The following is a 14,479-nucleotide window of genomic DNA, read 5'->3' as shown; positions in this document are numbered from 1 at the left end:
AAAAATCGACCTTAAAAACGGTGAAATAATTACCAAAAAAGTGGTGATATACAACTAAGAAAAAATTTCTTTCATTTTTAGCCAGTGTTTTTGCTATCTTTAGTTCATCAATTTAATAACCAAATTAAAATCAACTTTCATGGAAGAAAACAAACCCGCAAGACCCAGTAGCTATTTAGCCCTTGCCATTATTAGTACAATATTATGTTGTTTACCAACTGGTATAGTGAGTATTATTTATGCTACTAAAGTAAACAGCGCATATGAAGATGGAAGGTATGACGAAGCTAACAAAGCCTCTAAAAATGCTAAACTTTGGGGTTTAATAGGTGTTGGAATAGCCGCATTAGGTTGGATTATTTATCTTATTTTTGGAGCTGCTATGTTTGCTACTGCTCTATCAAATGCATAAAAACACTAAAAAAAGTCTTATAATATTAATGGTGATAGGAGTCATAATAATCCTATCACTATTTTTTTTATACAATCCTTTAGAAAATAGCTTATTTCCTAAGTGTCCACTTTATGCTTTTACAGGAACCTATTGTCCGGGGTGTGGAAGCCAAAGAGCTATACATCAAATACTAAACGGAAATATTATTACTGGATTGAGGCATAATTTTTTAATAGTATTGTTAGTTTTAATTATTATTTATGATTTATTCATCAAGTTTTTAAATGTTCTATTAAAAAGAAAATTTAGTAACTTGCTTCATAAACCAGCTATAACAATTAGTTTATTAGTGGTTATTCTTTTGTATTGGGTATTACGGAATATCAATCAATATCCTTTTAATATTTTAGCTCCCTGATATTAAATAAGTTTGTTTTGGAAGAATATATGTTACCATGCTTAAACAAAAAACTCTTTGGAATAGAGTGTTTCGGATGTGGTTTACAAAGATCTGTAGTCTTAATTTTTAAAGGTGAGTTTCTGGAAGCCTTCTATATGTACCCAGTTGTATACTCACTTCTTTTACTTTTTGGGGTAATTTTTTTTAATGCCTTTAAAAATTTTAAAAATGCCAATAAAATTATTCTTATTTTGGCAATTCTAAACGCAGCTATCATGCTTACTAGCTACATATTTAAATTTATTTAATCAAAAATCTTAAACTCATGGAACAACAAAAATTACCCAATGCAACGCTTATCTTAGTTTTTGGAATTTTATCAATTCTTGGATGTTGCTTTTATGGTATTGGTATTATTTTAGGTATTGTAGCTATTGTACTAGCTTCAAAGGCCACAAAAATTTATAATGAAAACCCAGAAAACTATACTGGAATTCAAAATGTAAGAACTGGTAAAATTTTGTCGATTATTGGTATTGTATTAAGTGCTCTTTATTTGTTATTAATAGTTTGGGCTGTTATGACTTTTGGTTGGGAAACTTTACAAGACCAAGAGTTAATGCAACAAAAAATGCAAGAAATGATGGGACAATAATTTTTCACCTAAACCTATAAAAAAAGCGACCAAATTTGGTCGCTTTTTTTATCTAATAATGCTATTCTTTTAAAAAAGTGCAGCTCCTGTTGCTACTCCAATTAAAACCAAGATGTATAATGATATAATTACTATTGTAAATATTCCTATAAACTTATAATGTGACTTTAAATTAGAAAAAGCAACTTTAAAATCTTGGCCATTTGTTAATCTTAAAGCACTTTTCATATTTTTAGAGAACTTGAACAAATACAACACCGGAAAAAAGTAGAGAAGTGCCAAAAGTATATAAAATAGTGCCATTCCTGTGGTATAACCCGTTCCATAAAAACCATCTAATCCAGAACTAGCCGCTCCTGTAATAGCTACGGCAATTCCACCAAATACCATAAAACCTATACCTACAAAACCTAATATAGATAAAAAGTAAGACCACTTTGATATTTCTTCTAAATACCCTTTAATTTCTTGATTAACTCCAAGTTCAAAACTTTCAAAAGCCGATTTTTCTTCCATAAATTATTTTTCAAATTGTTTAAATGTTCTTGTAATGATGTCAATACAGTCTAATAACTGTGTTTTGTTCATAACCAAAGGTGGCGCAAAACGAATAATGTTACCATGGGTTGGCTTCGCTATTAATCCATTATCTCTTAAAGCTAAACAAATATTCCAAGCAGTTTCACTATCTTCAGAATCGTTAATCACTACCGCATTTAATAAACCTTTACCTCTAACTAAAGTCACAATATTACTAGTTGCAATATATTTATTTAATTCACTTCTAAAAATGGTTCCTAAAACTGCTGCATTTTCGGCTAAATTTTCTTCTTTAATTACCTCTAAAGCTGCAATTGCTACAGCAGCAGCCAAAGGATTGCCGCCAAAAGTACTTCCGTGAGTACCTGGGGTCATAACATCCATAATGTGGTTATCTGCTAAAACTGCACTTATAGGGTAAACGCCTCCGCTTAAAGCCTTTCCTAAAATTAAAATATCTGGTCTTACATTTTCATGATGTACCGCCAATAGTTTCCCTGTTCTAGCTATTCCGGTTTGAATTTCATCGGCAATAAATAAAACATTATAAGCTTCACATAAAGCCTTAGCTTTTGCCAAAAACCCTTCAGAAGGCACATAAACACCTGCTTCACCTTGTATAGGCTCTACTAAAAAGCCACCAATGTTAGGATTGTTTTTTAAAACAGATTCCAATTGCTCTAAATTATCATAATCAATACTAATAAAACTATTAGAATACGGACCAAAATTGGTGTACGAAGTACTATCACTTGAAAACGATACAATAGTGGTGGTACGCCCATGAAAATTATTTTTACATACTACTATTTTGGCTTCATTCTTTGCAACACCCTTAACCTCATAAGCCCACTTTCTACAAACCTTTATAGCTGCCTCAACAGCTTCTGCACCAGAGTTCATAGGAAGTAATTTGTCAAAACCAAAATATTCACAAGTATACTTTTCGTAAAGCCCTAATTTGTCGTTATAAAAAGCTCTGGAGGTAAGCGTTATAGTTTTTGATTGCTCTGTTAAAGCATTAATAATTTTTGGATGACAGTGTCCTTGGTTTACTGCAGAATAAGCTGATAAAAAATCGTAGTATCGCTTGCCATCAACATCCCAAACATAAACGCCTTCACCTTTGCTCAAAACAACAGGAAGTGGTTTATAGGTGTTAGAGCCATACTTTTTTTCTAAATCAATTGCTTGCTGCGATGTTAATTTTTGTAAAACAGCCATTTTAAAAAAATTTAAGGTTAAATGCCTTAGTAAAACATACTCTGGCACCGTTTGTTTCTTAAAAGATTCAAACACTAAATAATTTAATCTCGCTATGCGATTAAAATAACCATTCCTGCTCTACCTTTATCCTTTCGGAATCCCAATAATAATGGTATAGGGGACGAAAATTCAGCGTGGGAGAGAAATCATCCCTGGATAGGTATGCAAGTTAACAAATATTACGCTGTTTTATCCTATAACTTATTCAGATATTTTACTTGATAATGATGAAATTTGAAGTTCTAACCGTTTTATCTCTCTTGTAAGTGCATTTCTATGCATTTGCATCCATAGGTATATTTTTATCATACTTATATATAAAAAACAAATTAATACACCTCCTACCCAAAGAATTAAGTCGTTGGTCTTTTGGGTATCAAAAGTTTGAATAATGCAATAGATTAGTAAACCAAAAACAATGGCTGTCATGAAATTCATAATCAATGTCAACCATAAGTTCTTTCCCTTAAAGAGGCCTCCTAACATCTGGAATATATTTTGTTCATCTAATTGATCATAGAATTTAGCTTCTTCTTTAGTTAATGTTTCCTTGATTAATTTGTCTATGTCTTCCATGTTATTTTTCATAATGTCTGTTTTTTAATATTAATTTCAATTTTTCTCTAGCATGGTATAGTCTAGATTTTGAAGTTCCTTCTGAAATATTTAAGCTCTTACTGATGTCTTTTAATGAATAATCTTCTACGTAAAACAGCCTAATAACCATTTGTTGATGTAGTGGCAACTTTTTTATGGCATTCAATAAATTTCTTTGTAACAACTCAGTTTCGTGATTTTCTTCTATTGCTTCCGTATTACTCTCAAGATGATAGGTTTTCAATTGTTCTTTAGTTTTATTTTGCTTTTTTATCCAGTCAAAAGATTTGTTACAAACAATCCGTAATGACCAACTTGCAAACGTTTTTGGATCATTTAAATCATCTATTTTGCTAATAATGGTATTCCAGGTTTCTTGAGCAATATCTTTGGCTACATCAGGATCTTTAACTATCCAATGGGCCTTATTACAAAATGTTTTATGCCATCTTTTTACAAGCTTTTCTAAAGCCAAATTATCTCCAGATTGATAATCTAAAATCAATTTGGCATCTATGTGATAACTACTTTTACGCATTAATTAAAAACCTACACACATATAAAAGACTACAAAATTCTAAAAAGGTTCATTTTTTTAAATGAAAACTAAAAACCATTAAAGTTAAACCAAATTAAGCGTTATTTATTTGTGGCTATTATTATTTTTGCACGATGCCACGAAGAGAAAGAAATAAGTTTGTTAAACGAGGAGAAATCATTGAGTTACTCATAGAGGATTATGCCTTTGGAGGTAAAGGTATTGGACGCCTTAGAAACAAATATGGTGAGTTTGTAGTCTTTGTTCCCAACACCATTCCTGGTCAAACGGTAAAAACTCAAATTAACAAATCCAGTAAAAAATATGCTGAAGGTAAATTATTAGAGGTTATCAAACAATCTGTTGATGAAGTTGAAGTTCCTTACCAAGATATTCCTGGGGCACCATACATCAATCTGCCCATTAAAAAACAACACGCCTACAAAACAACCAGTACTTTAGAACTTTTTAAACGCATTGGTAAAATTCATGATATTGAAACGTATTTTGATGAATTTGTAAGCTCCCCTAGTACATTTCATTATAGAAATAAGATGGAATATGGCTTTTCTGCTATTGGTTATGACAGAATTAAAAAAACCGATATTGATGCTTTTACATTAGGTTTTAAAAGACGAGGGCTATGGTGGTGTGGTGAAAATTTAAACAAAGATAGTGGCCTATTTGATGCTCAACTGGAAGATAACCTCAAAAACATAAGGAACTATTGTGAGCAAACAGGTTTACCTCCTTGGCATGGTCCAAAAAAAGAAGGGTTTTTTAGGTATTTGGTAATTAGAAAATCATACAAAACCAATAAACTACTTTTTAATCTTGTTACTACGTCTTATGATTTACCAAAATTCAACCTCAACAAATTTGCCGATTATCTTATAGAACTATTTGGCGATAGAATTGCTGGATTTCTACATACTATTAATGATGAAATTGGAGACCGCACCATAGCTACCACTGGAAGTCTCAATCTTATACACGGTGATGATAAAATTGTAGAACAATTGCTAGATTTAAATTTTGAAATTAGCATGAAAAGCTTTTTTCAAACCAATCCAAAATCAGCCGAAAAGCTTTATAGTAAAGTCATAGACTATGCGCTAGAGAATAAAGAAGCTATAAACAATACAGTGGTTTTAGACCTATTTTGCGGTACTGGAACAATTGGACAAATATTGGCTTCTAAAGCTACTAATACCAAAATAATAGGTGTAGATATTGTAGCTTCAGCTATAGAAGATGCCAAAGAAAATGCAAAGCGAAATAATATTCAAGGACTACAATTTTATGCCGCAGATGTTGGAAAGTTTTTAAGTGAACATCCAGAATATATTGGAAAAATAAGGACTATTATACTAGACCCTGCTCGTGCTGGTATTACTCCAAAGACACTTAAAAAAATAATAAACCTAAATGCAGAACGTTTGGTTTACGTATCTTGCAATCCAGCAACTCAAGCTAGAGATATAGAGCATTTTGCAGCTGCAGGCTACAACATAAAAAAACTCAGTTTAGTAGATCAGTTTCCGCATACGGCGCATATTGAAACCGTACTACTTCTGGAAAAAGAATAAACGTTTTAATTAAACGAATAAACCCATTAATGAAATATATAAGAAATAGTATCATCTCAATTGTTACCCTTGTAATGGTCATCTCCATAAGTTGCGAACGCGATGATATTTGCCCCGAAAGCACACCAACAACACCCAGATTAATTATAGATTTATACGATGCCGAAAATCCTGAAAACAAGAAGAGTGCCTTCAATTTAGTGGTTTTTGGAGAAGACAACGAGAATATATTACCCGGTTATAATTCGGTAAGTTCAAGTCAGTTGATACTTCCTTTAAAAACAGATGGTTCTCCAACAAGATATGTGCTTCATAAAGATTTTAGTTTTAATGATAACGGCACACCCGATGACCCCAGTGATGACATTATTGGAGGAAACCAAGATATTTTGATAATAAATTATGCCTTGAAAGAAGTTTATGTATCTCGTGCCTGTGGATATAAAACCGTTTATGAAAGTGTAGAAATTGTACCCGAAGCAGATGGAGATAACTGGATATTATCTACCGAAAACCTAACAAATAACGAACCTATTGAAGATGAAAGCGCAACACATTTTAACATACTGCATTAGTATTATAACCATACTATTGGTACATGTGTCTGCAAAAGCACAAAACGATAGTATTCCTAAACCTGTTTCAGATTCATTGGTGGTAAAACAAAAATATGGTCTTAGGATCGCTGGCGATATTGGTAAACTTGCTCGATCTTTTTTAGACGATGATTACACTGGTTTTGAAGTGGCTGCAGATTTTAGAATAAAACAAAACCTATATATAGCTGGAGAATTGGGATTTGAGGAAAAAAATACCATTACAGACTATTTAGATGTAAATACGTCTGGATCTTATTTAAAGGCAGGTATTGATTACAATATGTACGACAATTGGCTGGACATGGACAACATGGTATATGCTGGGTTTAGAGTTGGAGCCAGTTCCTTTAGCCACAACAGAAATAGTTTTAATATTTATAGTACCAATCAATATTGGGCGCCTCAGTTATCGGTTAATGAACTAGAGGAGTTTAATGGTTTAACAGCCTTTTGGACAGAACTTATTTTAGGAATGAAGGTAGAATTATTTAATAACCTTTATATGGGTCTTAATGTGCAGTTAAAATTATTAGTAAGTGACACCCAACCAAACAATTTTGAAAACCTCTATGTTCCTGGGTATGGCAGAACCTATGACAGTACCAGTATTGGTGCTGGTTACAGCTACACTTTAGGGTATCGTATTCCGCTATATAAAAAAAATAAGTAACTTGGAGGTGTAACACACCAGCCAAATATGAAAACCACGCTTAGTAAAACAGAACGAATTCATTCGCTAGACTCTCTACGTGCTATCATGATGCTTCTGGGTTTGGTTATTCACTCCGTTATTACTTATGGCACCTTTGATTATAAGGTTTGGCAAATTCAAGACCCAAACGCTACTCACATTTCAAACGACTATATTCTTGGTTTAATTCATGCATTCAGAATGCAAATATTTTTTGTAGTCGCAGGATTTTTTGGAGCCATGTTATTTTTTGAACGCACACCTGTAAAAATGATCAAAAATCGTCTTGAAAGGATATTGTACCCTTTTTTGGTTTTTGTTATTTTGCTATGGCCTACCATTTTATTTGCTTTTAGCTATACAAGTAACGTTTTTAGAGGTATTGATACTGCATTGGAAGATACTTTGTCCATATTTTCCAACTTAGAGGTATTTGTACCTAAAAGTACATACCACTTATGGTTTTTGTATTATTTGGTATTAATAACGTTTGTTTCTGTAATTCTAGGGTTTATGTTTAAAAAGCTCCCTAGAGTGTCGCTTCAAATTTCAAACGGATTTAGTTGGACCATTAAAAAACCAATATTTCGCATTTTGATTTTGGCTACTATAACTGCTTTAGTATATGTTATAATGGGCACCTATTCTGTAAACACTTCGGTCTCATTTGTTCCAGACTTTAATACCTTTATTTACTATTTCGCTTTTTATAGCATTGGCTGGATATTATATCAGTCTAAACATCTTTTACATGTTTTTAAGAAACATGATTGGATAAACATCGTATTGGGTATAGGTTTATTTTCAATATACTTTTTCATGCGAGACATACTTAACAATGACATTTTAATCATCATAAAGTCTATAATGGTTTGGTTATTTGTTTTTGGAATTACAGGTGTATTTATTCGCTATACTAGTAATCATTCTGCAAGAATGCGCTATATATCAGATTCATCGTATTGGGTCTATTTAGTACACGTTACACTAACAGCATTGGTTCCGAGTTTTATTGTTGATTGGGCTATTCCATCTACTTTTAAGATGTTGTTTGTTCTAATTACTTCTGGTATTATATGTTTTGTCACGTATCATTATTTTGTTAGAGCTACTTTTATTGGCAGGTTCTTAAATGGTAGAAAATATTCCAGAAAAATATCCGATATTAAACCTGTAACTCCCATGAAAACACAGACTGTTTTGGATAAATAATCTAACCAATTTTTTACATTTAACTAAAATAAAACTAATAAGAAGGTAATTAATTTATTCCGTGCTTAGTAGACTTATACTACTTTTGATATAAATCTGTTTTTAATTTAATTCTTGTTGATTGTTACTTACAGGTAATATTAATTTTCTGTATCAAAAATTCTAATTATTTTTTCAATGCCCCTAAACATTAAAAAGAAAATGCATCACATCACCATCAGCAACAATATAATTTTTACCTTCAACGCGCATTTTACCTGCTTCTTTTACTTTGGCTTCACTACCATAAGACACAAAATCATTATATGAAATAACTTCAGCTCTAATAAATCCCTTTTCAAAATCTGTATGAATAACCCCAGCCGCTTGCGGTGCAGTAGCGCCTAAATCAACAGTCCAAGCTCTAACTTCTTTTTTACCCGCAGTAAAATAGGTTTGCTGCTTTAGTAGATTATAAGCTGCACGAATTAATTTAGAAGATCCAGGTTCATCCAAACCAATATCTTCTAGAAATATTTGGCGCTCTTCGTAATCATCTAATTCATTGATATCAGCTTCAGTCCCTACGGCAAGTACTAAAACTTCAGCATTTTCTCCTTTCACAGCATCTTTTACTTGCTCTACGTAATCATTACCAGATACAGCGGCACTTTCGTCTACATTACAAACGTAAAGCACAGGTTTATCGGTAATAAATTGTAAGGGTTTCACATAATCTTCATAATTTTCATTGCTAAACTCTAATGCTCTAACTGATTGTCCTGCTTCCAAACCTTCTTTAATTTTAAGTAGCACAGCTTCCTCAGCTTGAGCCTCTTTATTTCCTGTTTTTGCTGCCCTTTTTACTTTATCTAATTTCTTTTCGGTAGTCTCTAAATCTTTCAGTTGTAGCTCAATATCAATAGTTTCCTTATCTCTAATAGGGTCTATGCTTCCATCTACATGAACTATATTATCGTTATCAAAACAACGCAATACATGAAGAATAGCATCCGTTTCTCTAATATTGGCTAAAAACTGATTACCCAATCCCTCGCCTTTGCTTGCTCCTTTTACTAATCCAGCAATATCAACAATTTCAACAGTTGCAGGAATTACTTTTTCTGGGTTTACCAAACTTTCTAACTTTTCTAACCTAGGATCTGGCACATTCACAACTCCAATATTAGGTTCTATTGTGCAAAATGGGAAATTAGCACTTTGAGCTTTTGCATTTGACAAACAATTAAATAAAGTTGATTTTCCCACATTTGGTAATCCTACAATTCCTGCTTTCATTTTTTATGATTTTTGCGAATGCAAATGTAGTTAATTAGACGGATTAGATAATTAGATTGTTAGATTAATTTAGAACTATAAACAATCTCATATCTTGGCATTTTATGGGGGAACTTATCATCAAAGTTAAAAAGCCTTTAATCACACTTAGCAATAAATTTAAAAGTTAAAACTTTCTAAATAAGAAATAAATACCAACAAAAAATCCCGAGCTTTCACTTGGGATTTTAATATAAATTAATATCGATTTTCAATTAATCTTCTGGATGCATAAAGCGTTGCTTTGCCAACAACTGCTCTTCAGTTTCTACATGGTCTTCATCTGGCACACAACAATCTACCGGACAAACCGCAGCACATTGAGGTTCATCATGAAAACCTTTACACTCGGTACATTTATCGGGAACAATATAATAAAGTTCATCGCTAATAGGCTCTTGAGCCTCATCAGCATCAACCTCGGTTCCATTTGTTAAAACTACAGTACCCTCCAAGCTAGTACCGTCCTTATAACGCCAGTCATCGGCGCCTTCATAAATTGCAGTGTTTGGGCATTCTGGTTCGCATGCTCCACAATTTATACATTCGTCTGTTATTATAATTGCCATACCGTATTTTTCTTTTTGTTTCCTTAAATTTGCAATCGCAAAAGTAACGCCTAAACCTATCAAAACCAAATTAAGCATGCAATTACAAGAAAGAATTAATGCTTTTGTAAAACTAGGAGAATTTTTAAGTCAATTCTCTAATGAAGTTATTACTAAAAAAGATAATGTTGAATTTAATGATTTGTTTTTTGATGGTTTTAAACACCAGTTAAAACTAGCCGAAGAGCATAATGGCTGGTTCACTCAAGAGAATATCAGGTTCTCTTTAAAAAGCTGGACAGAGACATTAACACTAAGCAACCTTAACAAGTGGTTAAAGCCCTATGATTTTCAAGAATCAGATTCCAAATTGATTGCCATTATCATGGCTGGAAATATCCCTCTGGTAGGCTTTCATGATTTTTTAACCGTGTTAGTTACTGGTCACCATGTTTTGGTAAAACAATCTTCAAATGATAAACACTTGCTCCCCTATTTGGCAAAATATCTAGAATATGCTGAACCTAATTTTAGAGGGTGTATTTCTTTTACTGAAGAAAGACTAGAGAATTTTGAAGCCGTAATTGCAACTGGAAGTAATAATACAGCACGCTACTTTGAATACTATTTTAAAGGGAAACCATCAATTATTAGAAATAACAGAAATTCGGTAGCTGTTTTAACAGGAAATGAAACACTAGACGATTTAAAAAAACTTTCTGAAGACATTTTTAGATATTATGGTTTAGGTTGTAGAAACGTATCAAAACTATTTGTGCCAAAGGGCTATAATTTTGATGTTTTTTTTGAGTCTGTTTACCACTGGCATCCTATCATCGAAGAAACTAAATACGCCAATAATTATGACTATAACAAAGCTGTGTATTTAATGAGTGAATTTGATATGCTGGAAAACGGTTTTTTAATGATAAAAGAAGATACTAGTTATGCTTCTCCAATAGCTACTTTATTCTATGAGTATTACGAAGACATTGCCCTTTTGAAGGAAAAATTAAATGTAGATTCCCAACAAATACAATGTATTGTTTCTAAAGGGATTTTTGAAAACGAAGTGCCGTTTGGTACTACTCAAAAACCTCAACTTTGGGATTATGCGGATAGTGTTAATTCTGTTGAATTTTTAATATCAATTTCTTAAAAAAATTATTGATTTTTTAGCTTGTTTTCGTGAATTAATTACCAACTTTGCATCTTTAAATTTTACCACACATAACAATGAAAAAACATAACTTTAGTGCAGGACCTAGTATATTACCACCAGAAGTTTTATTAAAAGCCTCTCAAGGAGTTGTAGATTTAGACAATAGCGGTTTATCTATCCTTGAAATATCTCATAGAAGTAAAGCTTTTGTAGATATTATGGAAAATGCCAGAGCCTTAGCATTAGAACTTTTAGGATTAGAAGGTAAAGGTTACAAAGCATTATTTTTACAAGGAGGAGCTAGCACACAATTTTTAATGGTTGCTCTTAATCTTTTGGAAAAAAGAGCTGGTTATTTAAATTCTGGTTCTTGGGCTGCCAAAGCAATTAAGGAAGCTAAAATTTATGATGATATTTATGAAGTAGCATCTTCTAAAGAGGCTAACTATAATTACATTCCAAAGGGCTATGAAATCCCTGAGGATTATGATTACTTTCACTGCACGTCAAATAATACCATTTACGGAACTCAAATGAAAGAGTTTCCTAACTCACCAATACCTGTAGCGTGTGACATGAGTAGTGATATTTTTTCTAGAAGTTTAGATTTTACAAAATTTGACGTTATCTATGCTGGAGCTCAAAAAAACATGGGACCTGCAGGTACAACTTTAGTTGTTGTTAAAGAAGACGTATTAGGAAAAGTATCTAGAAAAATTCCATCAATGATGGATTACAAAGTACATATAGACAAAGGCAGTATGTTCAATACACCACCTGTATTTGCTGTTTATACTTCTATGCTAACACTAGAATGGTTAAAGGAAAAAGGAGGTATAGCTGCCATTGAAAAGGAAAACGAAAAGAAAGCACGCTTAATGTATTCTGAAATAGACTTAAACCCGTTATTCAAAGGTTTTGCGTCTAAAGCAGACCGCTCTACCATGAACGCCACATTTACTTTAGAAAATGAAAACCTAAAAGAAACGTTTGATACCATGCTTAAGGAAGCTGGCATCAGCGCTGTTAATGGTCATAGAAGTGTTGGTGGCTATAGAGCATCAATGTATAATGCACTACCAATAGAAAGCGTTCAAGCTCTTGTTGAAGTAATGAGCGAATTAGAAAGAAAAGCATAAAAAAGTCCCAATAGCTATTGGGAATAGTAAGCAATGGCAGTCTGCAGTTGCTTACTAAAAATTTAAAATAATTATAAGTTAAGGATAATAGTTTTTAAAGCTTTTAATTTTTAACTTAAAACTTTTAACTAAAAACAATGAAAGTATTAGCAAACGACGGTATTTCAAAAAGTGGTATTGAAGCTCTAGAAAAAGCAGGATACGAAGTAAGTACCACAACCGTAGCACAAGAACAGTTAATAAACTACATTAATGAAAACGATATTAGCGTATTATTAGTACGTAGTGCAACAACTGTAAGAAAAGATTTAATTGATGCTTGTCCAAACTTAAAAATCATCGGTCGTGGTGGTGTTGGTATGGACAACATTGACGTTGAATATGCCAGAGAGCAAGGTAAACACGTAATCAATACGCCAGCTGCCTCTTCGCATTCTGTGGCTGAATTAGTATTTGGTCACCTATATGGATTAGCACGTTTTTTACATAATGCCAATCGTGAAATGCCATTAGAGGGAGACAGCAACTTTAAAGGTTTGAAAAAAGCTTATGCTAAAGGAACTGAGCTGAAAGGGAAAACTCTAGGTGTTTTAGGGTTTGGGCGTATTGGTCAAGCTACAGCAAAAGTAGCTTTGGGTGCTGGAATGAAAGTAGTTGCTTTTGATCCATTTATTGAAAAAACTAACTTAGAATTAGAGTTTTTTGATGGTCAAAAAGTGAACTTTGATATTGAAACTATTTCAAAAGAAGAGGTTTTAAAGCAAGCAGACTTCTTAACATTGCATGTACCTGCTCAAAAAGACTATGTAATTGACGAAGCAGAATTTAACATGATGAAAGATGGTGTTATTTTAGCAAATGCTGCTCGTGGTGGTGTAGTTAATGAAGTAGCACTAGTAAAAGCCATTGAAAGTGGCAAAGTAGCCAGAGCTGCACTTGATGTATTTGAAAAAGAACCAAAACCAGAAGTACAGTTACTAATGAATCCAGCTTTATCTTTAACACCTCATACGGGTGCTGCCACTAACGAAGCACAAGACAGAATTGGTACTGAATTAGCTTCACAAATTATAAGTATTCTTGGGTAATACATTTTAATGTGACCTAAATGTTATAATTGAGTCCTAACAATATATGTTAGGACTTTTTTTGTACCTTCAACATTCATTTTTTTAACTCATAATATAATATCATGTCAGGAATTTTAGATTTATTAAACAGTGACCTAGGGAAAACAATTATTAACGGTGTTGCGGGTCAGACTAATCAACCTCAAAATAAAACACAGGATGTATTAACCATGGCTTTACCTGTATTAATGCAAGCCATGAAGCGTAATGCTTCAACACCTAAAGGTGCCGAAGGCTTATTGGGAGCAATTAACAACAAACATGATGGCAGCATTTTAGATAATTTAGGCGGTTTATTTAGTGGTGGTGTAGATAATAACGTACTTAATGATGGTGATAAAATTTTAGGGCATGTACTAGGAAACAAACAACAAAACGTTACTAATATACTGGGAGCCAAATCTGGAATGGATGCGAGTTCTGTTGCCCAAATACTAAAAATAGCCGCTCCAATTTTAATGGGGCTTTTAGGTAAACAAACCAGACAACAAAAAGTTACAAATCAAGGTGGCATAGAAAGTTTATTGGGTAGTTTAATAAGCGGAAACTCCCCACAACAAGAACAAAGCTTTTTAGAGTCTATTTTAGATGCTGATGGAGATGGCAGTGTAGTTGATGATGTTGCTAGTATGGTTTTAGGTGGCAATAAAAAGAAAGGTAGCCTTGGAGGTTTACTTGGAGGACTCTTTGGTAAGTAACACA

18 protein-coding genes are annotated in these 14,479 nt (G+C 32.8%); 12 read left to right on the top strand and 6 right to left on the bottom strand.

Features of this window, described 5'->3' with window-relative positions; all coding sequences use genetic code 11:
- Nucleotides 1-139 precede the first annotated feature (139 nt).
- From E1J38_RS13740 to E1J38_RS13725, 4 genes are read left to right on the top strand one after another with little or no spacing between them, the layout of a single operon-like run.
- Entirely contained in the window at nt 140-412 is a 273-nt protein-coding gene (locus E1J38_RS13740; RefSeq protein WP_133357394.1) for a CD225/dispanin family protein, read from the top strand.
- Nucleotides 413-440: 28 nt separating this feature from the next.
- Nucleotides 441-812, top strand: coding sequence for a DUF2752 domain-containing protein (locus tag E1J38_RS13735; protein ID WP_255449903.1), 372 nt, complete (start codon nt 441-443; stop codon nt 810-812).
- 29 nt (nt 813-841) lie between these two features.
- Nucleotides 842-1,102 carry a DUF2752 domain-containing protein gene (locus tag E1J38_RS13730; protein ID WP_186525876.1) on the top strand — a complete coding sequence of 87 codons (261 nt, stop codon included), beginning with the start codon at nt 842-844 and terminating at the stop codon, nt 1,100-1,102.
- A gap of 17 nt (nt 1,103-1,119) precedes the next feature.
- Entirely contained in the window at nt 1,120-1,449 is a 330-nt protein-coding gene (locus E1J38_RS13725; protein WP_133357397.1) for a CCC motif membrane protein, read from the top strand.
- A gap of 69 nt (nt 1,450-1,518) precedes the next feature.
- Here E1J38_RS13725 and E1J38_RS13720 read toward each other — a convergent pair whose 3' ends face one another.
- The 4 genes from E1J38_RS13720 to E1J38_RS13705 all read right to left on the bottom strand — a co-directional run bounded on the left by E1J38_RS13720 (nt 1,519) and on the right by E1J38_RS13705 (nt 4,390).
- On the bottom strand, nt 1,519-1,965 hold the full coding sequence (locus tag E1J38_RS13720; protein WP_133357398.1) for a DUF5362 family protein: 447 nt from the start codon (nt 1,963-1,965) through the stop codon (nt 1,519-1,521).
- 3 nt (nt 1,966-1,968) lie between these two features.
- Complete coding sequence (rocD, locus tag E1J38_RS13715) at nt 1,969-3,213, bottom strand: ornithine--oxo-acid transaminase (RefSeq protein ID WP_133357399.1); 1,245 nt, start codon at nt 3,211-3,213, stop codon at nt 1,969-1,971.
- A 243-nt stretch (nt 3,214-3,456) separates the two neighbouring features.
- On the bottom strand, nt 3,457-3,843 hold the full coding sequence (locus tag E1J38_RS13710) for a DUF6768 family protein (RefSeq protein ID WP_133357400.1): 387 nt from the start codon (nt 3,841-3,843) through the stop codon (nt 3,457-3,459).
- A complete protein-coding gene (locus tag E1J38_RS13705) occupies nt 3,833-4,390 on the bottom strand; it encodes an RNA polymerase sigma factor (protein WP_133357401.1) in 558 nt (185 codons plus the stop codon). The genes E1J38_RS13710 and E1J38_RS13705 overlap by 11 nt, the downstream gene beginning before the upstream one ends.
- A 134-nt stretch (nt 4,391-4,524) precedes the next feature.
- Between E1J38_RS13705 and rlmD the strand changes: the two genes are divergently transcribed.
- The 4 genes from rlmD to E1J38_RS13685 are packed head-to-tail and all read left to right on the top strand — an operon-like array spanning nt 4,525 to nt 8,481.
- The gene (gene rlmD, locus E1J38_RS13700) at nt 4,525-5,979 is read left to right on the top strand and encodes a 23S rRNA (uracil(1939)-C(5))-methyltransferase RlmD (RefSeq protein WP_133357402.1); all 1,455 of its coding nucleotides are present in this window, start codon (nt 4,525-4,527) and stop codon (nt 5,977-5,979) included.
- A 29-nt stretch (nt 5,980-6,008) separates the two neighbouring features.
- The gene (locus E1J38_RS13695; RefSeq protein WP_133357403.1) at nt 6,009-6,554 is read left to right on the top strand and encodes a DUF6452 family protein; all 546 of its coding nucleotides are present in this window, start codon (nt 6,009-6,011) and stop codon (nt 6,552-6,554) included.
- Complete coding sequence (locus tag E1J38_RS13690; protein WP_133357404.1) at nt 6,520-7,248, top strand: DUF6048 family protein; 729 nt, start codon at nt 6,520-6,522, stop codon at nt 7,246-7,248. Before E1J38_RS13695 ends, E1J38_RS13690 begins: the two co-directional genes overlap by 35 nt.
- Nucleotides 7,249-7,275: 27 nt before the next feature.
- Complete coding sequence (locus tag E1J38_RS13685; protein ID WP_133357405.1) at nt 7,276-8,481, top strand: acyltransferase family protein; 1,206 nt, start codon at nt 7,276-7,278, stop codon at nt 8,479-8,481.
- A gap of 183 nt (nt 8,482-8,664) precedes the next feature.
- On the opposite strand, the gene ychF is transcribed toward E1J38_RS13685, so the two are convergent.
- A complete protein-coding gene (ychF, locus tag E1J38_RS13680; RefSeq protein WP_133357406.1) occupies nt 8,665-9,759 on the bottom strand; it encodes a redox-regulated ATPase YchF in 1,095 nt (364 codons plus the stop codon).
- 254 nt (nt 9,760-10,013) lie between these two features.
- Nucleotides 10,014-10,367 (bottom strand): 4Fe-4S dicluster domain-containing protein, encoded by a 354-nt coding sequence (locus tag E1J38_RS13675; protein ID WP_133357407.1) that lies wholly within the window; start codon nt 10,365-10,367, stop codon nt 10,014-10,016.
- Between the two features lie 76 nt (nt 10,368-10,443).
- Between E1J38_RS13675 and E1J38_RS13670 the strand changes: the two genes are divergently transcribed.
- From E1J38_RS13670 to E1J38_RS13655, 4 genes are all read left to right on the top strand, one after another.
- Nucleotides 10,444-11,505, top strand: coding sequence for an acyl-CoA reductase (locus E1J38_RS13670; RefSeq protein WP_133357408.1), 1,062 nt, complete (start codon nt 10,444-10,446; stop codon nt 11,503-11,505).
- Between the two features lie 77 nt (nt 11,506-11,582).
- The gene (gene serC, locus E1J38_RS13665) at nt 11,583-12,647 is read left to right on the top strand and encodes a 3-phosphoserine/phosphohydroxythreonine transaminase (protein WP_133357409.1); all 1,065 of its coding nucleotides are present in this window, start codon (nt 11,583-11,585) and stop codon (nt 12,645-12,647) included.
- Nucleotides 12,648-12,784: 137 nt separating this feature from the next.
- On the top strand, nt 12,785-13,735 hold the full coding sequence (locus tag E1J38_RS13660) for a D-2-hydroxyacid dehydrogenase (protein WP_133357410.1): 951 nt from the start codon (nt 12,785-12,787) through the stop codon (nt 13,733-13,735).
- Nucleotides 13,736-13,839: 104 nt separating this feature from the next.
- Nucleotides 13,840-14,475: a DUF937 domain-containing protein gene (locus tag E1J38_RS13655; RefSeq protein ID WP_133357411.1), complete on the top strand. Its 636-nt coding sequence runs from the start codon at nt 13,840-13,842 to the stop codon at nt 14,473-14,475.
- Nucleotides 14,476-14,479 lie beyond the last annotated feature (4 nt).

This window comes from Seonamhaeicola sediminis (assembly GCF_004358095.2).
Lineage (GTDB): Bacteria > Bacteroidota > Bacteroidia > Flavobacteriales > Flavobacteriaceae > Seonamhaeicola > Seonamhaeicola sediminis.
Note: the sequence above shows the minus strand (reverse complement) of the source record. Positions and strands in the feature narration are given on the sequence as shown.

Bases quoted from the DNA above. Each gene is read 5' to 3' on its own strand.
- E1J38_RS13730 (WP_186525876.1), top strand. From the start codon at position 842: ATGTTACCATGCTTAAACAAAAAACTCTTTGGAATAGAGTGTTTCGGA.
- rlmD (WP_133357402.1), top strand. From the start codon at position 4,525: ATGCCACGAAGAGAAAGAAATAAGTTTGTTAAACGAGGAGAAATCATT.
- rocD (WP_133357399.1), bottom strand. From the start codon at position 3,213: ATGGCTGTTTTACAAAAATTAACATCGCAGCAAGCAATTGATTTAGAA.
- E1J38_RS13670 (WP_133357408.1), top strand. From the start codon at position 10,444: ATGCAATTACAAGAAAGAATTAATGCTTTTGTAAAACTAGGAGAATTT.
- E1J38_RS13675 (WP_133357407.1), bottom strand. From the start codon at position 10,367: ATGGCAATTATAATAACAGACGAATGTATAAATTGTGGAGCATGCGAA.
- E1J38_RS13705 (WP_133357401.1), bottom strand. From the start codon at position 4,390: ATGCGTAAAAGTAGTTATCACATAGATGCCAAATTGATTTTAGATTAT.
- E1J38_RS13695 (WP_133357403.1), top strand. From the start codon at position 6,009: ATGAAATATATAAGAAATAGTATCATCTCAATTGTTACCCTTGTAATG.
- E1J38_RS13720 (WP_133357398.1), bottom strand. From the start codon at position 1,965: ATGGAAGAAAAATCGGCTTTTGAAAGTTTTGAACTTGGAGTTAATCAA.
- E1J38_RS13660 (WP_133357410.1), top strand. From the start codon at position 12,785: ATGAAAGTATTAGCAAACGACGGTATTTCAAAAAGTGGTATTGAAGCT.
- E1J38_RS13690 (WP_133357404.1), top strand. From the start codon at position 6,520: ATGAAAGCGCAACACATTTTAACATACTGCATTAGTATTATAACCATA.
- E1J38_RS13655 (WP_133357411.1), top strand. From the start codon at position 13,840: ATGTCAGGAATTTTAGATTTATTAAACAGTGACCTAGGGAAAACAATT.
- E1J38_RS13735 (WP_255449903.1), top strand. From the start codon at position 441: ATGGTGATAGGAGTCATAATAATCCTATCACTATTTTTTTTATACAAT.
- serC (WP_133357409.1), top strand. From the start codon at position 11,583: ATGAAAAAACATAACTTTAGTGCAGGACCTAGTATATTACCACCAGAA.
- E1J38_RS13710 (WP_133357400.1), bottom strand. From the start codon at position 3,843: ATGAAAAATAACATGGAAGACATAGACAAATTAATCAAGGAAACATTA.
- E1J38_RS13685 (WP_133357405.1), top strand. From the start codon at position 7,276: ATGAAAACCACGCTTAGTAAAACAGAACGAATTCATTCGCTAGACTCT.
- E1J38_RS13725 (WP_133357397.1), top strand. From the start codon at position 1,120: ATGGAACAACAAAAATTACCCAATGCAACGCTTATCTTAGTTTTTGGA.
- ychF (WP_133357406.1), bottom strand. From the start codon at position 9,759: ATGAAAGCAGGAATTGTAGGATTACCAAATGTGGGAAAATCAACTTTA.
- E1J38_RS13740 (WP_133357394.1), top strand. From the start codon at position 140: ATGGAAGAAAACAAACCCGCAAGACCCAGTAGCTATTTAGCCCTTGCC.